This is a genomic window from Fibrobacterota bacterium, assembly GCA_019509785.1.
Taxonomy (GTDB): Bacteria; Fibrobacterota; Fibrobacteria; order UBA11236; family UBA11236; genus Chersky-265.
The window spans coordinates 16344-39260 of sequence record JAEKLQ010000046.1 but is presented as its reverse complement, the minus strand read 5'-3'; the positions used below and the strand labels follow the sequence as shown (position 1 = coordinate 39260).

Sequence of the window (22917 nt, the reverse complement as noted above, 5' to 3'; positions counted from 1 at the left end):
GAGGCGCGGATTTTTTTTGCGCGGATTTTATTCCGCCGCGACGGCATTGGGAGTCCATGCCAGCCCTATCCGCCAGTATCCGCCTTCCTTTAAATCCTTGCCGGGAAGATAGCCGGAGGATTTCCAACCGCCTCCCGCCGTCGCCCGCATCGGGAATCCGCCCGGGAGGACGGGAGACATCGCGTTCAATCCGACCGAGAGTCCGGGGCGGCGGGCCGCCGAGCGAAGGTTGGCTTCGGAAGCTTCGAGCAGGAGGCGCGGCTGCATCCAAAAATGGAAATCCCCGTCCAGTACGCATCCGCCCGCATGCAATAGGCCGAGCGAGACCGCGTCCCATCCGAACGAGCGTCGGAAGGTATCATCGCCCAATCGGTAGGTTAAGGAAAGCGCGCGGTCGGCGATGGCGAAGAGGCCTTCGAACGAGTACTCCGGGCCCCAGGGGCCCAGCCCATATCCGAAGGACGGCACCATGCGGACCGGGCCGATGGGTACCGTCGGGTAGCGGAAGAAAGCCCGGCCTTGCCAATATTCCTTCGCGAGCAGGCCCCACACGGAGTACCATAAAAAAGGGTCAATGATAAGCATCACCGAAGCCCGATCCTGGATTTGCCGCAGATGCAGGCGCCAGTCCGCGAAGGGCCGGTTATCCTCCTTTCCGTTCAGGAACCAGATGTACTCGAGCATGTCGTTGGACAGATCGGGATCGGGCTTGCTCAAATCGGATTCGTGCGTGACGGACAGGTAATTGGTGAGGCTGGTGACGCCCTGCAGGTACAAGCGGGCGCCGCGGGTGTCCAGGGAACCCGATTGGGTCCAATAAAGCTTCTGCCTTTCGGATTGCACCCGCTGGGCTTCCACCCCGGCCATGGACACCACCACGATGCGATCGAAGGTGACGGTATCGGAAAGGTTGGCCCAACTCGTGAGCCCGCCGCCCCGGCCGTACGGTTGCGGCAGGGGAAGCTCGTACCCGATGCCGCGGTAGCCGGCCTCGCGGCCGCGGTAGCCATGCCCGAAAACCTCGTGCTGCGCGACCGTCAGCCAGGCGGCAATCGGATCATCCAGCAGGATCGAGCGGGCGGCCCGGTAACCGAACCCGGCCAGGTGGGGCCAGAACCTTTCCTCGGACCAGAAGCTCGGCTTCAGGAAACGATCCTCCAGGCGTCCCTCCCCGTAATAAAGCGCGATGCCATCGTCTGCGCCGGCCTCGCCGGATAGGTTGGCGTCGAATCCGATTTGCAGGGTAGCGGGAATCCACGGGCCGTTCTCATCGGAGGCGCGGGCGGCCGGAGCGAGCGCCAAAAACGCGGCCAACGCGGCGCTGATTCCCACTAGTGGAACGCGGGACAAGGGCACTGCGTCGGGCATCGGCCTTAGAGTAGCTATCGCGGCAGGGCGCGGCAACGGAGCGTGGCCAGGCCCAGCGATGGGCGTAGCCAGGGCTCGTGAGCGTCACCGGGGTCGGCGTCCGCCGGCGATGTCGATCACTTCCGCTCCGGACGCGTGCCTCCCCGCACTTCCCGGTCCGTTCCTTTGGGTTCCTTTTCGCTCCTACCCGAAAAGGAGATTTATGATCCACCCCGATGGGCAGATCCATCCCACCTCATCCCGTTCCCGGAAGTGGCCCAAACCGGTTTCCGCCGGCGGGCGCGGCCGATCGCATTCCGGACCTCACTGGGAGAATCCGGAACCGTACCTTCCCGAGACCGAACCGCCGCGGCCGCATCCGCTCGACGCCGGGCCGGGATTGCGCTTGTCGAACCCGCGTTGGATGGAGGCCCGCGGGGAGTATGGCGAAAATGCTTTCGCCAGTGTCGACGCGGAAGCCCCGCCATCGGCGGCAACCCGGGTGATCTTCAAGGTCTGGGCGGAATGGGGGCGCGGGCAGCGTATGGAACTGCCCGATGCCGAAGGGCATATCGGTCAAGAGGGCGGCGCGGTGCAGGTCGGATTCGTTCTGGAACTTCCCTACGAGAATGGGGCACCGGTGGCGGCTTGCCGCTATCGCTTCAGGGCCAAGCATTCCCTTTCCGATCCGGTGACGAGCGGGCCTTTGCCCGCCGGGCCCGGAACGCAACCGGCTTTCGACGGCCTGATCTATTACTGCCCGGCTCGGGAGGAGTATCTGCTGCTCCCCGCGGAAGAGGATGTTCGGAAGCTGCTCGCGGAATCGCAGCGCATCGAGGGCCTGCGCGATCGGGCCATGCAGGCTTGGGAGAATCCCGATCCCGGCAGGCGCAGCGAGGACCTACGAGCTTTGGATAAGGAATCGCAAGTCCTCTTCGGAGGGACGGGTAACGGCCGCGCCAAGTCCGCCCTCCTCGAATTGATAAAGGTGGGCGGGAACCGCAGATGGGGCGAGGCGGCGGCCTGGACGCGGGTGCGGGCCCATGACCGTAACGGCGGCGCTACCTGCGTCGACGCTTATTGGCGCAAGGCGTCCGATAAGCAGGTGCGCAAGGAATTGGATCGGCTGCTTTCGCCCGCGGGCGGAAAGGGCATCTCCCCGTTCCTGAAATCCAGGTTCAAGGCCCATCTGTTCGCCGCCGAACCGAAAGCGGGCGAGATGTGGCGTTGGTCCCCGCGGAAAGACGGCGCGTCCAAGGCCGGAACCGTGTCCCCGGGCGAAGCTTCGCGTTTCACCTTCACGCCCGAAGCCGCCTTGGGCCGCTACTTCGCCGGCTGGAACGGGGGCGAAGCGTCCTTCGAACCGGGAAAGAAACAGCTTCGCATCGGCGTCGCCGGGTCCGCCGCCTTCGCCGTGTTCGAAGGCAAGGTCACCCTGGCGGTGGAATTGCCCGATCCCGGCGGCTTGAATCTCCTCTCCTGGTTGGGCGCGGTGAAATTCCGGGACGCGTACCTGGCGGATGCCCGGCGCGCTTGCCAACTGAAGTTGCGGGTGGCGGGATCCTTGTCCGCCTTCGTGGGCGGAACGGCGCAGGGGGCGTTGACCCTGACGGGCGACTTCGCGAAAATCCCGGAAGCCCGGGCGGGAGGCGAAGCCTATGCCTTCGCGGGCGCGCAAGCGCGCTTTGAATGCGAAGGCTCGCTCCAATGGGCCGCCGCGCGGACCGGGCCCTTCGCGGCCCTGGCGACCTTAACGGGCGGCGTCGGCGCATCGGCCGGGATCGGCGGCGAAGCCGCTTTCCGGGTCGAATACCAGGACGGTGTCTTCCGTTTCAAGATGGGGGCGGCGCTTTGCTTGGGCCTGGGATTGAAAGGCAGTTCCCTCATCGAAGCGGACGTCCGGGAGGGCTGGGCGATGTTGGGGCACCTTTGCGATTGCGTGGATTTCCATTTCGTCGCGGTCATCGCGAAGGAAGCTTTCGCGGCCTACCGGAATTATGCCTTCGCCTGCTTCACCGCCGAACGCCATATGGAAGAGGGGTTGCTGTCGGAGGCGGCGGCGCGGGTGGATTGGGCCAGGCATGAAGCGGGCGATTTCCGGCGCTGGCTGGGCTCCCGGGCGGAGGACTTGGGGCGGGTCAAAGGGAAGATCCTTTCCCGCATCGGCGAGCGTTCCCGATTGCGACGGAGCCCGCCGGAGGCCTTGGGCCAACTGCTGGCGACCTTGATGGAGACCCGGGAAGCGGAGGATTTCCAAGGCATCCGCTACATCCTGGGCTCCTGCGCGCCTTCGGAGGGAGGCCCGGCGCGCATTTCTCCGGACCATAAATTGAAATGGGTGCTGCGATACGTTTCCGCCATCCCGATTCCGGAGATGGCCGGGCCGGAACGGGACGCGAAGAAAGGGGAAGCCTTGCGGGACGGGATTCGTATCCTCAAGGACTTCGGCGGGGCGGATGGGAAGTGGCGGGGAATGCCCGGGCCAGGACCGGACGGGGTGTTCATCGCTTGGCTGGAGGGTTTTCTCGCAGCCAACGGCATTCAGGCTTAGCCGGGCCGGTTATCCCGCGTATTCGGGAAGGAAGGTCAGGTCCATCCAATGCTTTTTCGGATTCTCCGCCAGGTACATCACTTCCACTTGGTTGCGATCGAGATAAGGCGAGGGATCGAACCAAAGGTTTCCGCTGGCGAAGCGGTGGACCTTCCTGTCGATCAGGGCTTGGGCCTGGATGCGCCAAGGGTTGATGCCGTTGACCATGAAGTTGGATACGGAGTCGATGCCGACGATATCGGCCCGGATGCGCACGCCCCGGTCCCGAATCTTCCGTTCCAGATCCCGGCGGCGCCGGCCATACCCGAGGATGCCGTACCCGATGCCCCCGAAGAGGGCCGCGAAAGTCCCCAGCGTGATGGGAAGCAGCCATTGGTGATCGAACCTGCGGATCTGGGCCGAGTCCGGATCGCGGGCGTCCACGTAGAGCGGCAGGCGATCGCCGCTCAGGTACTGATCCGAACTCGAACCGCCGAGGCTGCGTCCGCGCCGGACCGTTCCCGCGGGGAATTCGTAAAGATAGATGGGCTGATCGGTGGCACGGTCGGGAAGGCCGACGACGCGACCTTCCATCGCCACGGCGTGGCGCAGGAATCGGACTTCGGATGTCATCGCATAGGCGAAGCCGATCAGGGAGAGCGTGCCGACGGTTGCGAAAACCCAAGCGAGTATGATGGCGGGTCGGTTCATGATCGATTGCTCCTATGCGGAAAAATGGAACCGATCGCAAAGGTGTATCCCGAGCCGTTTCCGAGCAAGCATCCCTGTGGCCGCGCTCACGCTTCAATAATTACCTTGTTGCCCATGTCCGGTCCGAAACGCTTCTTCTCGGCCGCGGTCTGGATCGGCGTCGCCCTCTTGGGCGCATCCGCCTATGCCATCCTGGCCCTCCATCGCGGCGAACCCCTCAATGCCATCTGGCTCTTGGCCGCCGCCGCGTGCAGCTACGCCATCGGCTACCGCTTCTATTCCAAATGGCTGTCCGCCAAAGTGCTGCTCCTGGACGAACGCAGGGCCACTCCGGCCATGGTCCACGAGGACGGCAAGGATTTCGTCCGCACCAACAAATGGATCGTCTTCGGGCACCACTTCGCCGCCATCAGCGGGCCCGGGCCCCTGGTGGGCCCCGTGCTGGCGGCCCAATTCGGGTATCTGCCCGGGGCCTTATGGCTCATGATCGGCGTCGTATTAGGCGGCGCGGTCCAGGATTTCCTGATCCTGTTCTGCTCCATCCGCCGCGGCGGCAAGTCGCTGGGCGAAATGGTGCAGGAGGAAATCGGCAAGCCCGCGGGCGCCATCGCCATGCTCGCCATCCTGTCCATCATGATCATCCTCATCGCCGTGCTCGGCCTGGTGGTGGTCAAGGCCCTGGCCGGCAGCCCTTGGGGAACCTTCACCATCGCGGCCACCATCCCCATCGCCCTTTTGATGGGCGTGTACCTCCGCTTTCTGCGCCCGGGCAAGGTGCTGGAAGTTTCCGTCATCGGCGTATTCCTGCTTCTGCTTTCGGTGTGGGGCGGCAAATTCGTTTACGCTTCCCCTTCGCTCTCCGCCGCCTTTAACTTCACCGGTCCGGCCCTGGCTTGGATCATCATCGGGTACGGGCTGGCGGCCTCCATCTTGCCCGTATGGCTTCTGCTCGCGCCACGCGATTACCTGAGTACCTTCATGAAGCTGGGCACCATCGCCGCTTTGGCCCTGGGCATCCTGGTGGTGCTTCCCGTACTGCAGCTCCCGCCCCTCACCCGCTTCATCGACGGCACCGGCCCGGTCTTCGCAGGGAAAATCTTCCCCTTCTGTTTCATCACCATCGCCTGCGGCGCCATCAGCGGATTCCACGCCCTGATCGCGAGCGGGACCACCCCCAAGCTGATTACGCGCGAGACCTATGCGCGTCCGGTCGGTTACGGGTGCATGCTGCTGGAATCGTCGGTGGCGGTGATGGCCTTGATCGCCGCCGCCACCTTGGAGCCGGGAGCCTATTTCGCCATCAATGCCCCGGCCGCAGCGGTGGGCGCCACCGCGGAAGCCGCGGTGAAGACCATTACCGATTGGGGCTTCCCGGTGACCACGGAAAGCATGGCCGCCCTCGCGCATGCGGTGGGGGAACCGACCTTGTTCGGACGCGCCGGCGGCGCGCCCACCTTGGCCTTGGGCATGGCCAAGATCTTTTCCTCCGCCTTGGGCGGGGATGCCTTGATGGGCCTTTGGTACCACTTCGCCATCATGTTCGAGGCCCTCTTCATCCTGACCACGGTGGACGCGGGAACGCGCGTGGGCCGCTTCCTGCTGCAAGCCTTCCTGGGGCAATTCTGGAAGCCCCTGGCGGATACGCGTTCCTATGCGGCCAACTTGCTGGCCAGCGGCCTGCTGGTGGCGGCCTGGGGATATTTCCTGTACCAAGGCGTGATCGATCCCCAGGGCGGCATCAATAGCCTGTGGCCCTTGTTCGGGATCGCCAACCAATTGCTGGCGGTGGTCGCGCTGTGCCTGGCCACCACGGTCATCCTCAAGATGGCGCGCCCGCGCCACGCCCTGGCCACGGTTCTGCCGTTGGCGTGGCTGTCCGTGGTCACCTTCACCGCGGGATTCCAGAAAATCTTCTCCGCCAGCCCGAAGATCGGCTTCCTGGCGGCGGCGCGAAAATTGGCCGGCGACATCGCCGCGGGAACGGTTCCCGCGGAAAAATTGGCCCTGACCCATCGCCTGATTTTCAACCAAAGGCTGGACGCGGCCGTGGCGGCGGCCTTCCTGCTGCTGGTGGGCGGCATCCTAGTAACCTCGGTGTTACGTTGGATCGGCCTCGCCTTCGGCGGGTCGGAAAAGGATTTGCGGGAGACGGCGCCGGTATGGCTGGAGGCGGAGATCCTCGCTGTGGAACGGGCCTCCGGCTTCTTCGGATGGATGTGGGCCGCCTTGCTTTTGATGGTGACGGTGTTGCGCCATCTGGCGGGGGAAGGCCCCGCCCATTTGGCTTCGCCTCTGTCCCCGCTCGTGGCCTCGCATTCGGGTTTGCAATCGGCTGCGCATCCGGTCCATGGCGATTGCGCCATCGAAGCCGTCGCCGCCGGTCCGCCCTCGTCCGCCGGCGCGGCCTGGGCCGCGAAAGAGGAACATCGATTCACCCAGGCGCGATGCTGCTGAACGGGCCGAAGCGCGCCTGACGATTTCACCCCACCCAGGAGCCCCGATGCAACTCAAGTTCGCCAGCCTCATGGTCGAAGATCAGGAATCCGCCCTGAAGTTCTACGTCGAGAAGGCCGGCTTCCGGAAGATGGCCGACATCCCCATGGGCCAATACCGGTGGCTTACCGTGGCTTCCCCCGATGGCGTCGCGGGCATGGAATTGGTGCTAGAGCCCATGAGTTTCGCCGCCGCCAAGGATTTCCAGAAGGCCATGTACAAGGCAGGCATTCCCTCCACCGCCTTCGTGACCAGGGATATCTCCGCCGAGGTGCGCCGCTTGCGGGAGAACGGGGTGGCTTTCCGGGGCGAGCCCAAACGGACCGGGCCCATCCAATCGGTTTTGTTCGACGATACCTGCGGTAACCTCATCAATCTGGTGCAACCGGACTAAAAGCGGCCCAAAAGACTACTTTTCCTGGCATTTTATTTCCGGCCTCCGCCGGCGTCATCCAAAGGAAAGGTATTCCGATGGCTCCCTTGATGAGATTCGCGTCGTGCGCGGCCTGCTTGGCCGCCCTTTTGGATTGCGCGGCCACCGGATCCGGAAAGGCCGGCTCCCGGGCCGCGCCGGCCGATTCCATCGCCATCGCTTATCTCCCGCGCAAGGAGTCGCGCAATCCGGATTACCGGACCTACCGGGAAAGCGAGGATGTGGTTTCCGAAATCCAGAGCCTGGATTTCGTCCTCCGGCAAAACGATTTCGCCACGGAGGAAATCGGCGCGGAGAGTTTCCCCGCCTTGCTGGGCCTGGGCGCCGATTCCGTCCTGGGCAAGCCATCCTCGCGTCTCCGTTCCCTGCGCGCATTGCGGTATGGTCCCTCCCGGTTATTGCTCGTCGTATACGTACCTCCGAGGGAAGGCGGACAGGCATCCGCCTCGACCCTGGCCGCCGACTTCGCCCATAATGCCGGCGAGGTGATCGGCAGCGTTGGCGGGGGAATATTGCACGGCATGGATTTCCGCCACACCGTGGAAGTGGGGCGTTCCTTCCGGGCCATCCTTTACGACAAGCGCCAGGATCGCATTCTGTTGGATACCGTAAGCACCCTCGTCACCCAAGGGGGAAGGGCGCCGGAACAGACCGATGGCGAAACCATGGTCGAGTGCCATTATCGCATCTTCGTGCAGGCCTGCCTTAAGGCCCTCTAGCGGGCTGCGCGGTCCGTCGCGTCCCATGCGATGGGAAGGTATTTTCGAGGTAGGAGGTCATGCCATGACCACTACGCGATCTTCCGGAAAGCGTTGGTCCAAGCACGTCATGCAAACCAGCGATGCCATGGACCTGGATGCGGGCGTCTTCAAGATGCGGAGCCCGGCCGCCATCGCCGCTTCCTTGAAGCGTTCCGCGGAACATAGCCGCCGGCGGAAGGCCGGGCCTTACCAATCGGCCATGTCCATGCTGAACTTCTACATCAACCGGGGCGGGAAGAATCTGACGGAGGCGCAGAAGGCCCGCCTCGAAAAAGCCAAGGGCGAGTTGCGGGCCCTGTTCGGGCGGGAATAACGGGCGTAAATAACGGGCCGGATAAGCCCCGGCCTCCGGACCGACGGTTCGCCTGGCTTCCCGGAACCGATAGTTATCTTCTAAGCGGTGGAAGTCGGCCGGCGGCCGGGAGCGTGCTGGATGCAGATCAGCCATATCAAGTATTTCCAGAACTGGATCCCCATCATCGCGAAATGGATCTATGAGGAATGGGCGTACGCCTTTCCCATGCGCAGCCTGCAAGACATCCAGAAGGGCCTGTTCGGGCGGGTGAACGAGAACGAAATGCCCATCACCCTCATCGCCCACGATGAGCGCGGAGTCCTGGGAACGGCTTCCCTCAAGGCTTCGGATATGGAGATCCTCCCGGATCTGACTCCTTGGCTATCCTCGGTGTACGTGCATCCCGATTACCGCGGCCAGGGCGTGGCCTCGGCTTTGGCGGCCGAAATCGAAAAGCTGGCCCGGCAGTTGGGTTTTGCCAAGCTGTACGTGTTTAATCCCATCAGCCAGGGCGTATTCGAGAAGCTCGGTTGGAAAGTGAATCAGACGGTGCAATACGGCGGGAAGGATCTCGCCATCCTCGTCAAGGATATCTGAAGGCTGGACGGGAAGAAAGGGGTAAAGGGTACAGGGTTTAGGGTATATGGTGAGGAAGAATCGAAAGCGATCTTAACCCTGAACCCTGTACCCTAAACCCTGTACCCTCTCTCTGGGGGCTTCGGATTCAGCGCGCTCCCGCTGCGACTTCGACAGGCTTGGGCGCTGGCGGCGGAGCGCCTTCGTTCTCCCGCCAGCCCCGCCCCGTGATCAATCGCGCCCCGCGCTTGAAGGTCAGGTAAGACCAGGCCCAATTGAACATCACCGCGATGCGGTTGCGGAAACCGATCAGGTAGAGGATGTGGACGAAGAGCCACATCAGCCAGGCGAGATAGCCGCCGATGCGCAAGCCGTGGAAGTCGGTAACTCCGTAGTTACGTCCGATCACGGCCATGGTCCCTTTGTCGAGATACTTGAAGGGCCGCCGCGGACGGCCGGCGATCTCCGCGAGGATGTTGCGGGCCGCGTGCACGCCTTGCTGCATCGCCACCGGCGCGAGTCCGGGCAGCGGCCCATGGGGCGTATCGAAGCGGGCCTGATCGCCGATGGCGAAGACTTCGGGATGGCCGGGCAGGGACAGGTCGGGGCCGACGATGACCCGGCCTTCGTGATCCAGGGGCAGCCCTAAGGTCTTGTTGATCGGGGCGGGCTTCACGCCCGCGGCCCAGATGACGTTCGCCGAGGGGATCATGCCCTCGTCCAGCCTCACTCCGATGGGCGTAATCTCCTTGGCCAGCTTGTCCAGGCGGACCTCGACGCCCTTCTTTTCCAGGGCGGCCTTGGCCTTGACGGAAAGCACGGGCGCGAATTGCGGAAGCACGCGATTGCCGCCTTGCAGCAGGATCACCTTCAGCAGTTCCGACTTGAGATGGCGGAAGTCGCTGGCCACGATGGCATGGGCCAACTCCGCCAAGGCCCCGGCCATCTCCACCCCGGTCGGCCCGCCGCCGATCACCACGAAGGTCAACAGGCGCGCTTGCGCGGCCGGATCGGTTTCCTTCTCGGCCTGCTCGAACGCGGTCAGCACGCGCCGGCGGATCTCCAGGGCCTGCTCGATGGTCTTGAGGCCCGGGGCCAGCTCTTCCCATTCCGGATGCCCGAAATAACTGTGCGAAGCGCCGGCGGCCAGGATGAGGTAATCGTACGGGTGGCTTCCCGTATCCGTGAGGACGGCCTTGCCCGCGAGATCGATCGAGAGAACGTTCTCCATCAGCACGGACACGTTGCGATGCCGGGCCAGCACCTGCCGGATGGGCACGGCGATGTCGGAAGGGTTCAGCGTCGCCGTCGCGACCTGGTAGAGCAAGGGCTGGAAGAGATGGTAGTTCCGCTTGTCGAGGAGGAGTACTTGCGGGATGAGGGACTGCGCGTTTCCCGGGTGGCCGAGGGCCAACGCGGCCTTGAGCCCGCCGAATCCGCCCCCGACTATGATTACGCGCGGTTCCATGGCCGATAAGTTAATTTTTGATCCGCACTCGGGGAAAGGATTCGCTATGGCTACGGACGGCGCGGGAACCGCAAACAAGGCCCGGGAGGCCATCGTGAAGGCGAGGCGGGATTTCGCGCGCGCCTGGTCCGAGGACGCCGTCAGCACGCTGGCGGCGCTGCCGGGCGAATGGGGCGCCAAGGTCAAGGCCTGCCTCGAGCCCCGCGGGGAGCGCGGCCCGGCCCTATGGGATGCCGCCAACACCTTGGGCGCGGCCTGCAATGACAAGCCCCTGCCCGCTGCCTTGCGCGAGGCCTGCTTCGGCTTCATCGCCCGCATCCGCGATTTCATGGGCCGCCTGGCGCGCGAGTCGGGCGCGGCCACGACCGTCGTCTTCGGCACGTCCGGTTGGCGCGAAGCCATCGGCGAGGGCTTCACCGTCGAGAACGTCCATAAGGTCGTGCGCGGCATCATCGCCATGATGAAGGATCCCGCCTTCTTGAACGCGAACGGTTACGATTCCTTCGAAAAGGTCAAGGGCGCGGGCATCCTGGTGCTGCGGGACAATCGCTTCATGGGCGACGAGTTCATGGCCTGCGCCATGCGCGAGCTGGCGGCGGAAGGCATCCGCATCCACGACGCGGGCGAATGCCCCACGGGCGTGGGCTCGGCGGTCCTGACCGAACTCAAGGCGGCGGGGTCGATCAACTTCACCCCTTCCCACAATCCCATGGAATACGCGGGCATCAAGTTCAATCCCGCCGATGGCGGCCCCGCGGACGTGAACCTGACCTCCCTGATCGAGAAACATGCCAACGCCCTGATGCGCCCCGGCGTCCAATTCCGCCGCGCCGATGCCGATTTCCGATCCCTGCGCACGCGCGTGGACGCCGCCGCCATCTTCACCGCTTTCGTCGAGAACAAGAGCAAGGTCTTCGATCTCAAGGCCCTGCGCGCCTGGCTGCGCGGGCATGCCCCCGAACTCTTCATCGCCATAGACAATATGCACGGGTCGTCGCGCGGATACATCCAGCATCTGCTCGGTCCCGATACCCTGGGGGCCTTGGAAGCCGCCCAAGCCATCCGCTTTTACAACACCGAGGATGATTACTCCTTCCACGGGGTGAAACCCGAACCGAACGCCAAGAACCAGGCCATCCTCATCATCGAACTGGCCAAGTCAGGTCGGCCGCGCACCCTGGCGGTGGCCCTGGATCCGGACGCCGATCGCATCCGCTTCGCGGACAAGGATCTGGACATCGACATGAATCGCTTCGGCGCCATCGGCTACGCCAACCTGCTGAAGCGCGGCATCAAGGGCGGCCTCGCGACCACCGTTCCCTCGTCGGGGTTCGCTTCCGAGATCGCCAAGAAGCAGGGCATGAAGGTGTTCGAGACCGAGGTCGGCTTCAAGAATTTCCGCGGACCGCTCTCTTCGGGCGAAGCCGTAATGGCCTTCGAAGAAAGCGACGGCATTTCCTTCACGGGCCATACCCTGGAGAAATGCGCCTTGGCGGGTTTCCTCTCGGCCCTTTCCTGCCTGGCCGCCGGCGGAAGCCTCTCGGAGCAGTATCGGGAATTGCGCCGCGAGTACGGATGGTTCTATCCCGGCAAAGGCGGCGCCGACGTCAAAGGCGTTTCCGTCGAGGCCTGGCAGCGCTATAAGGATGCGGTGATGCGCGCCTTGGAGGGCGGGATGGTGAAGATCGGCGACAAGATGGAAGTGGGCGCGGCCCGCAAGGAAGTGGCGCGCTTGAATACCGCCGACGGCCTCAAGATCGTCTTCACCGATCGCAGTTGGATGCTATTGCGCCCCTCGGGCACCGAGCCCAAATTCCGTTATTACTTCGAAGCGGTGGGGGAAGGCGAACTCGCCGATGCCCAAGCCCTGTCGGAGGCGTATGCGAAGGCGGCGGCGGCCTTGCTGGATCGGGCGCGGGAATTGGCCGGCCCGGCCGAGTGAACGCGAAGACCGAATGAACGCGATGGATTAGGGGCCCCCCTGAGCCCGCCCTAATCCTCGCGATCGACCGGGAAGTAAAGATGGAATTCGCTGCCGGCCCCCGGCTCCGACTCCACCGTGATCCTTCCGCTATACCTGGCCACGGTGTCCCGCACCTGGGCCAAGCCCAGTCCGGAGCCCTTTTCGCCCTTGGTCGTGAAATACCGTTCGAAGAGGCGGGACCGCGCTTCGGGTTCCATGCCGATTCCCGTGTCCCGGATGGAGACCACCCATTCGGGATGCCCGTAGGCATCGGAGGGTTCGCGGAGCCGACTGCGCACGGTAAGCGTGCCCCCCTGGGGCATGGCGTCCCGCGCATTGATGAAGAGGTTCAAGAAGGCGTTCTGGAGCAGGCCCCGGCAGCCTTGCAGGCGCGCCGGAACGGAAGCGAGATCGGTCCGGACGCGTACGATCCCGCCCAAGGCGCCCCGGCACAAGGCGATGGACTGCTTCAATACTTCGTTCAGGTCCAGCGATTCCGTCGCGTTCCTATCGGGACGGGAGAAAGCGCGCAATTCCTGCACGCTGGTCTTTCCCGCCATGGCGGCATCCAGGATATGGCGGGCGAACTCGATCGCGTCCAAGGCCGGCCTATCCGGGCTTTCCGGGCGCTTATCGGTCTCTCCCGCCAGGATCAACTCGGCGAAACCGGAGATGGCGGCCAGGATGTTGTTGAAATCATGGGCCACTCCCTCGGCCACCATGCCGAGGGTTTCCAGGCGCCACTCGCAATCCGGATCGCGTCCGGGGGCGCGGCAATCGGCCGTGAAGGATCGGTTATTCATGGCAACTCCAATCCGAGCAGGAAATCCCCTCCCGGGGGCGCGACGGGCAAGCCATCATGATCGGGCTCGCCCAGTTCCGTCCAGACGTCATCCGCGAGGCCGCCCAAGTCCCCGCCCCGCAGGCACAGGATGTTTTCCCGGGTCCGCGACCATACCCAGCCGGTTTCGGGCGAATCATCGCATCCCCGTCCCGGTACGATGAACAGGCGATCCCCGGCAGCGTACGGGATCTCCACCAGGGATTGCCCGGGCTTATCCCCGATCCCGAGCGGTTCCCCGCGCAGGCAGGCGGATTTCGGGGAACTTCCGCCGAGGCCGGCGAAGGCCCAGCAGGGGTAACCTGCGAGGTACGCCTCCGCGCGCCTTTCGGAAGTATGGATCCGCAGGAATAGGGCGCGGACTTCTTTGCGTTCCAGGCTTCCCCCCAGCACCACGCCGTTGAGGGAGGCCATGAATTCGCGTCCGTCGATGTCGTCCTTGCGCCAGCGATCGAAGAACGATTTCACGAGCACGCTGACGTAGAAGCTTTCCGAGTCGTTGCCTTCCACGTCCGCGATGAGGATATCCAGGCCATGCGGCTTGCGCGCGGCGAGTATGAGGCTGCTTTCCCCCGCGGACCCGATGCGCCGGCGCACGGTGTACGGAAGGCCGATGCGGGCCAGGTCCACGACCGCCGAGGCCCGGAAAGACGGGGCCGAGCGGACGTGTTCGCGGGTTCCCGCGCGCGAAGTGCGGCGCCGCAAGGCCTCGTCGGCCAGACGATTCACGCGCATGCGGAACTCGTCGACGTGGATGGGTTTGTCCAGGAAATCGATGACTCCCTTGCGGAGCAATTCCACCACCGTGCCCTTCGAGGCGTAACCCGTTACCACCATCACCGGCAATTCGTACCCCCGCTTGCGAAGCTCTGCCAAGAGCTCGATGCCGGAAAGGTTGCGCATATCGAGGTCGATGACGGCGAAGTCCACGTCCGCCAGGCTCTCTTCGCCCTTCTCCATGCACCGTAGGGCTTGCAGCCCGTCCGCGGCGGTGGAAACTCGGTAATTATCCATCTCCAGGATAAGGCCCATGGTCTCCAGGGCCTGGGTATCGTCATCGACGACCAGGGCATGCAGGCCGCTCATGGCGACGTCCGGTTAGCGGATTTCGGATCCCGGCGGGAGAAGAACCGGCGCCCGAGACGGAAGAGAATGATGGCGGCCAAGGTCGTGAGCATGACCCTGTATATGGCAAGGGACGTGCCAGGCCCGTTGCGATGCCGCTTCCGCTCCGGATGGGCCGATCCAGGGCCGGGCGTGGGGTTTTCTCCCGACGGAAAAGGCGGTCGATTCCGGGCGGCGGGGATGCGGTTTTCGCATAACCTCTTGGCGGAAAAGCGTTTGCGGAAGATGACCGGATTGGTTCCGGTCCGAAATTGGCCGGGGGTTTCCGCCACGGGGTTCCGGCGGAATTAAGGATGATTTAGGGCGGAAATAAAGCATATCCCGGCAATCGCGACGGTTGGAACAAGATGGAATTCCCGGGAACTATATTTGCGTTTTGCCCAAGGTTCCCGGCCCGACCAAGGAACTTGGGGCGGGCCAATCCAAGGAGCCTTCATGCGCGTGCCTTTGCATACCCGGTCGCTGATTCTGGACGCGGAAACCGCGGAAGGCTACGTGCGTTTCCGTATCCAAGGCGAATACGATGCCAAAGACCTGGAGGGAATGATCCTTCCCATGCTCGAAGAAGTGGTGCGGCAGGGATTCATGCGGGCTTATATCGACATCACTCAGGTAACGGGCGAATTACCGGATTTCGATCGATTCACCTTGGCGGAATCGTTCGCCCGGCACTGGGGGGCGAAACGACGCGCCGCGATCCAGGTGGACACGGCGCGGCAGCGGATAAACAAGCTGTTCGAAAACGTCGCGGTCAATCGTTCCGCCCAGGTGCGGGTCGGTGATCAACCGGACGCCCTCCTCGCTTGGCTGATGGCCGACTAGGTCAGAAATCCCGCAATTCCTCATCGGTCAAAGGCAGTACGGATTCGGGACGGCGGCCTTTCCCATTGCTTTTCCCCGTGCCTTTTTCGTTGCCATTCGCGGGTTCCCAATCGCGGCCCGTTGCATTGGCTACCGCGGGTCCCGCGGTGCGCGGGACCTGGGAGCGTACCGCGTTCCCGGCGGAAGCGGCCTTCCCTGAGAAAGGAGCTTTAACGGCGGTGGGACGCGGGGATGCGGAGCGGGGCTTCGATCCGGCGCTCGGTAGCGAACGGGAGTCGGGCCGGCGCCATTCGGCCGACTGCTGGGCGCCGGAGCCGTGGACGATGCCGACCAAGGTGGAGACCATGTCCCCCAGCTCCTTGGCCTGGGCGAACATCTCTTCGCTGGCCGAGGCCGATTCTTCGGCGCTGGCGGCATTGCCTTGGGTCACCTTGTCCATCTCCGTCACGGCGGTGCTGATCTGGGTAATGCCCTTGGTCTGCTCTTCGCTCGCCGCCGAGACTTCGCCCACCAGCCCGGACAGCTTCTGGACCTTTTCGGCGATCTGACCCAAGAAGCGTCCCACCTCGCCGGATACGGCCACGCCATTGTCGGCGTTCTTCTGGGCGCCCTCGATCAAAGCGGCGGTCGATTTGGCGGCCTCGGCGCTACGTTGGGCCAAGTTGCGCACCTCTTCGGCCACGACCGCGAAACCCTTGCCGGCGTCGCCGGCGCGGGCCGCTTCCACCGCGGCGTTCAATGCGAGGAGGTTGGTCTGGAAAGCGATCTCGTCGATGGTCTTGATGATCTTGGCGGTCTCGTCGGCGGAGGCCTTGATCTTGCCGATGGCTTGTCCCATGCGTTCCATGGCGGCGCGGCTTTCCTGCGCCGAGGCGCTGGCTTCGCCGGCCATGGCGTTGGCCTGGCGAGCGTTGTCGCTATTTTGCTTGGTCATGGAGGACAGTTCTTCCAACGAGGCCGAGGTCTCTTCCAGGGAAGAGGCCTGCACGCTGGCGCCTTCGGCCAGGCTCTGGCTGGAATCGCTCACTTGGCCCGAGGCCGAGGAAATCTGCTCGCTGCCGGCGGACAAGGTGGCGATGACGGCGCTCAAGGCGCGGCTGATGGAAGAGGCCAACCAAAGGCCGAATCCCATTCCGGCCAGGGCGGAACCGAGGGCGGCCGCGATCAGCATCCAGCGGGTGCGGGCATATAACAACGCCGAGTTCAGCATCGAGTCCGCGATTTCCGCCTCTTGGCCGGTCTTAACGTCGGCGAGGGCCTTGTCGAACTTCTTGATCAGCGGCCGGCCTTTCTCGATCCAATAGTCGCGTGCCTCCGCTTTCTTTCCGCTCGTGGACAGGAACAAAGTGGCATCCTTCTCGGATTCGATGGACTTCCAGGTGGCGGCGGCCACGTCCAACGCTTCGGCTTGCGCCCCCGTTGATCGCTGCCGGATGATTCCCAGGACGATCTTCAGGGAGTCGTCCCGGATCTTCATCTTGTCGGCCTGCTCTTGCATCTGCTTGGGATCCTGGAAAAGCACGTTGTTCAGCAAGGCGCGATGCCAGCCGTCTTCGAATTCCTTGATTTCCATCACCGCGCGGAGATCGACGAGATTGCGGGAGCCGAGCGTATCGATGCGCCCGTTCAGGTTCCGCGCCGCGGCGATGCCGCCCCATCCCATCACGGCGATGAGGGCGGAAAGGGTGGCGAAACCGATCAGGAGTTTGCTTTTGATGCTCATGGAATGCGTTGCCATAATGTTCCTTTCGACGGATTCCCGTCAGCGGAGGGTGGAGGTGAGGCGGAGCCCGAGCTTGAATGCGTTCCAATCCGGATCGGCGGGGTCGGAGTAGGCTCCGGCGTCCACTTTCAGGCGGCCCGCGGATTTGCGGACGTGCAGGTTCAATAGCCAGGGGCGATCCTTGCCCGCCGCCTTGCGGTCGTTGAGCCATTCCCCTTCCAGGGAAACCACGTCGAAGACCTTGCCGGCGGGGTGCTGGATGCCCAGTAACACGGGCGTGTCGTCGGCGCGGCCGGCGGCTTGCAGGACGGCCGCTTCCATGAAGGCCTTCCAGGCCGAGGGCAAAGCGGCCGAGAGGCCCGCATCGAAGCGTTGCAGGATTTCCGCGTCGGGATAGTGGTAGCGATCGAAAAGGTTGGCGCGATAGCCCAAGGTGGCCTCCACGCCCGCCGCCACCGGATAGCGCCCGTACATGCGGAGGAATCCGTGGTTGAGTTTCGTATCCGACGCGCCCAGCAAGGCGGAAACGTTCCCGGGGCCCGCGGCGGCGGTGGCTTCCACGGCGTTATGGACCGCCGGGCGGCTCATGAATCCGCCCGAAGGCCCTAGGTCCACGTAGTTGCCGTAATTGTCGCTCTTGGTTTCCACGGTCTCGAAGCGGCCCAGGCGCACCTTGGCGGGCCCCGTGGTGTACCGGACCCAGGCATGGTTGATGACCATGCGGGGGCTGGGTTGCGATTGGACCTTGAGGCTTCCCTGGCCGGTGGTGTCAAAGCTCGCTCCCGTCAGGGGCTCGAAGCCGAATCCCTCGGGGAAGATGCGGATATTGACCTTGGATTGGAAATCGTCGCCGTTGTATTCGGCGCCGAAGTTCAAGCGGCCCCAGAAATCGTCCAGGTTGTTGCGCCCGCTTTGGGCGGTGAATTTGCGTTCACCCTGGATCTGGATATCGCCCTTGAGCGCAAGGGCTGCGGCCGGCGCCGGAGCGGGGACGGCGCTGCCGGCGGCCGGGGAAAGGGATGAGGGAGCGGAGGATTTAGCCGGCGCCTGAGCGATGGCGGCCGTGGCGGGGGCCGCAGCCATAGAACCAGCTTTCAAGGCCGCGGTGAGGGCCCTGACTTCGCGGATAAGCACGGCAATGCTGTCCTTTTCCGGCGCGGCTGCCGCGAAGGAAGAGGCGACGGCCTTGGCAGCGGAATCCGGAGGCTTAACGGGAGTCGCCGTCTTCGCGACCGGCGCCGTTTCCAGACGCCCGAGGCGGACGCCTAAGGAATCCAGGCGCGCGGCCAAGGCGGCGACGGCGGTATCGGGGCGGACCGATGCGGTCGCCGCGGGACCGCTCTTGCGGAGATGCCCCAGCTCGGCTTCGACGCGGGAAACGCGCTTCTCGAGCTGATCCAGGCTTTTCAGGATCACGGAAGGTTCCTGGGCGGAGACGAGCCCGGCCAGGGCCAGGATGCCAGCGGCGAAACGCGCCGCGCGGAAAATCGAAGGAAGGGCCATGGTTAGAACTCCTCGGCGGTAAGGGAAAGGGCGCGCGGTACGGATACGGGTTTGCGGCTGCCGATGACGGCAGGCATCGGGGACCAGTCGGCTTTCTTGGCCGGCCTTTGCATAGGGGCGGAGGCGCGGCGCGGGGAAGCGGTCTCGGGAGAAGCCACGGCGGACCGGGCGGCGGCGGATGAAGCGCCGTCCACCAGGCCGACCAGGGACGATACCATGTCACCAAGTTCCTTGGCCTGGGCGAACAACTCTTCGCTGGCCGAGGCCGATTCTTCGGCGCTGGCGGCATTGCCTTGGGTCACCTTGTCCATCTCAGTCACGGCGATGCTGATCTGGGTAATGCCCTTGGTCTGCTCTTCGCTCGCGGTCGAGACTTCGCCCACCAAACCGGACAACTTCTGGACCTTTTCGGCGATCTGACCCAAGAAGCGTCCCACCTCGCCGGATACGGCCACGCCGTTGTCCGCGTTCTTCTGGGAATCCTCGATCAGGGAGGCGGTCGATTTGGCGGCCTCGGCGCTGCGGCGCGCCAGATTGCGCACCTCTTCGGCCACGACCGCGAAACCCTTGCCGGCATCGCCGGCGCGGGCCGCTTCCACCGCGGCGTTCAATGCGAGGAGGTTGGTCTGGAAAGCGATCTCGTCGATGGTCTTGATGATCTTGGCGGTCTCGTCGGCGGAGGCTTTGATCTTGCCGATGGCCCGGCCCATGCGCTCCATGGAGACGCGGCTTTCCTGCGCCGAGGCGCTGGCTTCGCCCGCCATGGCGTTGGCTTGGCGCGCGTTGTCGCTGTTTTGCTTGGTCATGGAGGACAACTCTTCCAAGGAAGCGGAGGTCTCTTCCAGAGAGGAGGCCTGCACGCTGGCGCCTTCGGCCAGGCTCTGGCTCGATTGGCTCACCTGGCCCGAGGCCGCGCCGATCTGCCGGCTGCCGGCGGAAAGCCCTTCGATGATGGCCTTGAGGGCGATGGTGATGGACCGGCTGAGGAGGAAACCGAGGGCCGCGGCCGCGAACACGGCGATAAGCAGGCCGATGGCCAAGCCGCGGTTGGCGCCGCTGACGGCGACCGAGATACGGTCGCCGGCATCCTTGCCGTGCTCTGCGTTCCAATCCGAGAGCTTCCCGACGACTCCGACGTAGGCGGCGAACTTGGGCCTCGCCTCGTTCAGGTAGACGGCGATGGCTTCGGGGATCTTGCCTGCCTTGACCAAAGGCAAAATCCTTTCCTTGATCACTTCCTCATAGGCCTGGCGGGCGGGAGCGATCCTGGAATACTGTTCCCGGTCCTCGGGCTGCGTGATGGTGCCTTCGTATTTGGCGAGGGACTTATCCATCTCGATGTTGGCTTCGGCCAGGCGGGATTCGATTTGTTTCTTCGTTTCCGCGTCCTTAGTGAGCAGGTATTCGGGAAGCATGTCGTGCTGATGCCTAACCAGGCCCTCCACGTCGGCCATGGCGGCCATGCCCGGCAGGCAATCGCCGGTAATCAATTTTTCCAGCTCGCGCACCGAGCCGAGCTTGGCGTAGATGAACGAGCCCAGGAACAAGATGATGGCCAGGACGGTACCGAAGCCCAGGTAGAGTTTGGCGCGAAGGCCTAATTTGGAGAACATGGTTATTGCCCTTCTTTACGCCGCTACCGCGGCTTCTTGGGTGACCGACTGCAATTCTTCGCGCGGCAGGATGCGGTCCGCGTCCAACAACATGACGACCTTGTTCCCCAGCTTGCCCACGCCCAGCAGGAAGGACACGTCCACGGAGGATCCGAAGGCGGGTGCGGGTTCGATGGCATCGGCGGGTACGTTGACCACCTCGGACACTTCGTCCACGATGATGCCGAGAGTAACCTCGGAAGCATCCGCGCCATTGCCGTCCAGGGAGAGGCGCACCACGATGATACAGGTACGGTCCGTATCCTCTTTCCTTTCGAGCCCGAACTTGAGGCGCAGGTCGAAGACGGGGATGACCTTGCCGCGGAGGTTGACCAGGCCGCGCACGAAGTGCGGCAGTTTGGGCATGCGCGTTACGGGCATGACGCCTACGATTTCCTGGACCTTCATGATCCCGATCCCGTAGGCTTCCTTGCCTAATTGGAAGGTGAGATATTTACCGGCGGCCATATTGGCTCCTTTCAAGGTTGGAATCCGAATTTCATCAGGGCGTCGACGTCGAGGATGAGGCCCACGCGGCCGTCCGTGAGGATGGCGCCCCCGGAGATGCCGGGGATGGGCGGGAACGATTCTTCCAGCTTCTTGATGACGATCTGCTGTTGATCGAGCAGCTCGTCCACGGGAAAGGCCGCCTTGCGTCCCTCGCCTTCGGCGACCACCAGGAGGCGCCGGTCGCCGGAGCGATCGCCGCAGAGGAAACCGCGCAAAGGATAGATGGGGATGAGTTCGTCCTGCAGGCGCAGCATCTCGCCCTGGCCCTGCACGGTATGGATGGCGTCCGCCGCGGGGGTCGCGATGCAGACGATCGAGAGGGTCGGGAATATGAAACGGTCCCCCCCGATGCGCACCACCATGCCGTCGATGATGGCCAAGCTTAGCGGCAGCCAGATGCTGAAGGTGGTCCCTTCGCCCGGCCGGCTCTGGATGTCGATGCGTCCGCGCAGGGATTCGATGTTGCGCTTGACCACGTCCATGCCCACGCCCCGGCCCGAAAGCTCGGTGACCTGCTTGGCCGTGGAGAAGCCGGCCTCGAAGATGAAGCCGAAGATTTCCTTGTCGGAAGGGGGCGCTTCCTCGCGCCATAGGCCGCGTTCACGGGCCTTGGCCAGGATGGCGTCGCGGTTCAGCCCGCGGCCGTCGTCGGCGATCTCGATGCAGACGCTGCCGCCCTTCTGGAAGGCGGAAAGGCGCACCCGGGCCGTGCGGGGCTTGCCGGCGCGCACGCGCGCCTCGGGGTCGGATTCGATGCCGTGATCGAGGGAGTTGCGCAGCATGTGGACCAGCGGATCGCTGATCTTTTCCACCACGGTCTTGTCCAGCTCGGTCTCCTCGCCGTCGGTGACGAACTCGACAGCCTTGCCGCTTTGCTTGGCCAGATCGCGCACCAGGCGCTGCATCTTCTGGAAGGTGGGGCGGACGGGCACCATGCGCAGCGAGGTCCCCATCTCCTGCAATTCGCGGGTGATCTTGTCGAGCTGCCCGATCTTCTGGACCAGGGCGGGGGAGAGGGAGCGTTTGAGTTCGGGGGAGCCCAGCACCATCGACTCGGCGATCACCAACTCGCCGATGGCGTCCAGCAGGCGATCGAGGCGGGTGGCGTCCACCTTGACGGTTTCCTTGAGCGCGATGGCCATGGCGGGAGCGTTGGTTTTCACTGACGTAGGTTCCGGCCCTTCGGCCCGAGGTTGTTCTGCTTGAACCACTACGACCGGAGGTACCTCGGCTTGAGAGTCTGGGCTCTCGGGAGCGGCTGACTCGGATTCCTGCGGCGCCGATGCGGTCCAGGATTCGGTTGCGACATCGCCCCGCAGGATAGCGGAGATGCGTTCGCGCAAGGCGATAGATGCCGCTTGGCAGCGGCGATCGTCCTCTTCGCCCACGCCCCGCTTGAGGTCCGCCACCGTCCCTTTCAGGAAGGCCACGCAATCGAAAACGCAGTCCATGACCGAGGGCGACAGTTTGATCGAGCCGGTGCGGATTTGATCCAGCAGGTTTTCCGCTTCGTGGGCCAGGGTCTTGATGCCTTCCAGCCCCAGGAACCCGGTCACGCCTTTGATGCTGTGGAAGGCCCGGAAGACCGCGTCCAGGCTGGCGCGTTCGCCGGGATCGGATTCGAGGGTCAGGAGATGCTGATCGGAAGACTCCAGATGCTCGCAGGCTTCGATGATGAAATCGGTCAGGATGCTGGTATCGGCATCGGCGGGCAGGAGGAAGGATGGGCTCGCGAAGGTGGCCGGGTTCATGCGGCCTTCTTTCCGCGGGCGCGGGCCAATTTCCCGGGCAAGGCTTCCAGATAGGCGGCGGCGGTTTCCAGGATGAAGGGCAAATCCTCCCGGGGCGCGCGATAGGCATTGCCGAGGATGGACGCGAAGGCGATGGCGATACGGCGGATGCGCGCTTCCCCGCACTCCTGCGCGAGGTCGGCCAGTTCCTTGAAGCCGCGTTCGACTTGGGGCAGGGCCGCGGGAAATCGATCGGCCACGTCGGCGAGGCCGCACAGGCCGCGCGCCAGATCGGCGAGGTCGGCCAGGTCCGCCATTTCCCGTTCGCCCGATCGGGTTGACCGGGTGGTCGTATCGTCGGTGCCGAGCAGCGCTGAAGTCGCCATATGTCCCCCGTATACCGTCGCGTAGGCCTGCGGAGCCGACGCGGTTCG

At 64.2% G+C, this 22917-nt stretch carries 19 protein-coding genes; 8 read left to right on the top strand and 11 right to left on the bottom strand.

The window, feature by feature from the left end; all coding sequences use genetic code 11:
* Positions 1–27 precede the first annotated feature (27 nt).
* The gene (locus JF616_13850) at positions 28–1368 is read right to left on the bottom strand and encodes a hypothetical protein (protein MBW8888834.1); all 1341 of its coding nucleotides are present in this window, start codon (positions 1366–1368) and stop codon (positions 28–30) included.
* A gap of 202 nt (positions 1369–1570) precedes the next feature.
* On the opposite strand from JF616_13850, the gene JF616_13845 reads away from it, so the two are divergent.
* Positions 1571–3898, top strand: a complete 2328-nt coding sequence (locus JF616_13845; GenBank protein ID MBW8888833.1) for a hypothetical protein — start codon at positions 1571–1573, stop codon at positions 3896–3898.
* Positions 3899–3907: 9 nt separating this feature from the next.
* On the opposite strand, the gene JF616_13840 is transcribed toward JF616_13845, so the two are convergent.
* Entirely contained in the window at positions 3908–4588 is a 681-nt protein-coding gene (locus tag JF616_13840; protein ID MBW8888832.1) for a DUF3592 domain-containing protein, read from the bottom strand.
* A 114-nt stretch (positions 4589–4702) separates the two neighbouring features.
* Between JF616_13840 and JF616_13835 the strand changes: the two genes are divergently transcribed.
* The 5 genes from JF616_13835 to JF616_13815 all read left to right on the top strand — a co-directional run bounded on the left by JF616_13835 (position 4703) and on the right by JF616_13815 (position 9167).
* Positions 4703–7042, top strand: coding sequence for a carbon starvation protein A (locus JF616_13835; GenBank protein MBW8888831.1), 2340 nt, complete (start codon positions 4703–4705; stop codon positions 7040–7042).
* A gap of 46 nt (positions 7043–7088) precedes the next feature.
* On the top strand, positions 7089–7475 hold the full coding sequence (locus tag JF616_13830; GenBank protein ID MBW8888830.1) for a VOC family protein: 387 nt from the start codon (positions 7089–7091) through the stop codon (positions 7473–7475).
* Between the two features lie 89 nt (positions 7476–7564).
* The gene (locus JF616_13825) at positions 7565–8233 is read left to right on the top strand and encodes a hypothetical protein (GenBank protein ID MBW8888829.1); all 669 of its coding nucleotides are present in this window, start codon (positions 7565–7567) and stop codon (positions 8231–8233) included.
* A gap of 25 nt (positions 8234–8258) precedes the next feature.
* Positions 8259–8588: a DUF3175 domain-containing protein gene (locus JF616_13820; protein MBW8888828.1), complete on the top strand. Its 330-nt coding sequence runs from the start codon at positions 8259–8261 to the stop codon at positions 8586–8588.
* Positions 8589–8708: 120 nt separating this feature from the next.
* Positions 8709–9167, top strand: coding sequence for a GNAT family N-acetyltransferase (locus JF616_13815; GenBank protein MBW8888827.1), 459 nt, complete (start codon positions 8709–8711; stop codon positions 9165–9167).
* A gap of 127 nt (positions 9168–9294) precedes the next feature.
* On the opposite strand, the gene JF616_13810 is transcribed toward JF616_13815, so the two are convergent.
* Positions 9295–10614 (bottom strand): NAD(P)/FAD-dependent oxidoreductase, encoded by a 1320-nt coding sequence (locus JF616_13810; GenBank protein ID MBW8888826.1) that lies wholly within the window; start codon positions 10612–10614, stop codon positions 9295–9297.
* 46 nt (positions 10615–10660) lie between these two features.
* Between JF616_13810 and JF616_13805 the strand changes: the two genes are divergently transcribed.
* Positions 10661–12556 (top strand): phosphomannomutase, encoded by a 1896-nt coding sequence (locus tag JF616_13805; GenBank protein ID MBW8888825.1) that lies wholly within the window; start codon positions 10661–10663, stop codon positions 12554–12556.
* A gap of 50 nt (positions 12557–12606) precedes the next feature.
* Here JF616_13805 and JF616_13800 read toward each other — a convergent pair whose 3' ends face one another.
* Both JF616_13800 and JF616_13795 read right to left on the bottom strand, forming a co-directional pair.
* Positions 12607–13380, bottom strand: a complete 774-nt coding sequence (locus JF616_13800; GenBank protein MBW8888824.1) for a hypothetical protein — start codon at positions 13378–13380, stop codon at positions 12607–12609.
* Positions 13377–14504 (bottom strand): response regulator, encoded by a 1128-nt coding sequence (locus JF616_13795; GenBank protein MBW8888823.1) that lies wholly within the window; start codon positions 14502–14504, stop codon positions 13377–13379. The genes JF616_13800 and JF616_13795 overlap by 4 nt, the downstream gene beginning before the upstream one ends.
* 474 nt (positions 14505–14978) lie before the next feature.
* On the opposite strand from JF616_13795, the gene JF616_13790 reads away from it, so the two are divergent.
* The gene (locus JF616_13790; GenBank protein ID MBW8888822.1) at positions 14979–15365 is read left to right on the top strand and encodes a hypothetical protein; all 387 of its coding nucleotides are present in this window, start codon (positions 14979–14981) and stop codon (positions 15363–15365) included.
* 1 nt (position 15366) lies between these two features.
* Here JF616_13790 and JF616_13785 read toward each other — a convergent pair whose 3' ends face one another.
* The 6 genes from JF616_13785 to JF616_13760 form a co-directional block, all read right to left on the bottom strand.
* On the bottom strand, positions 15367–17103 hold the full coding sequence (locus JF616_13785; GenBank protein ID MBW8888821.1) for an MCP four helix bundle domain-containing protein: 1737 nt from the start codon (positions 17101–17103) through the stop codon (positions 15367–15369).
* 24 nt (positions 17104–17127) lie between these two features.
* Positions 17128–18591, bottom strand: coding sequence for a hypothetical protein (locus JF616_13780; GenBank protein ID MBW8888820.1), 1464 nt, complete (start codon positions 18589–18591; stop codon positions 17128–17130).
* A 2-nt stretch (positions 18592–18593) separates the two neighbouring features.
* Positions 18594–19784 (bottom strand): hypothetical protein, encoded by a 1191-nt coding sequence (locus tag JF616_13775; GenBank protein MBW8888819.1) that lies wholly within the window; start codon positions 19782–19784, stop codon positions 18594–18596.
* A 435-nt stretch (positions 19785–20219) separates the two neighbouring features.
* Entirely contained in the window at positions 20220–20711 is a 492-nt protein-coding gene (locus JF616_13770; GenBank protein MBW8888818.1) for a purine-binding chemotaxis protein CheW, read from the bottom strand.
* Positions 20712–20722: 11 nt separating this feature from the next.
* The gene (locus tag JF616_13765) at positions 20723–22504 is read right to left on the bottom strand and encodes a chemotaxis protein CheA (GenBank protein ID MBW8888817.1); all 1782 of its coding nucleotides are present in this window, start codon (positions 22502–22504) and stop codon (positions 20723–20725) included.
* Positions 22501–22869 carry a hypothetical protein gene (locus tag JF616_13760; GenBank protein ID MBW8888816.1) on the bottom strand — a complete coding sequence of 123 codons (369 nt, stop codon included), beginning with the start codon at positions 22867–22869 and terminating at the stop codon, positions 22501–22503. The genes JF616_13765 and JF616_13760 overlap by 4 nt, the downstream gene beginning before the upstream one ends.
* Positions 22870–22917 lie beyond the last annotated feature (48 nt).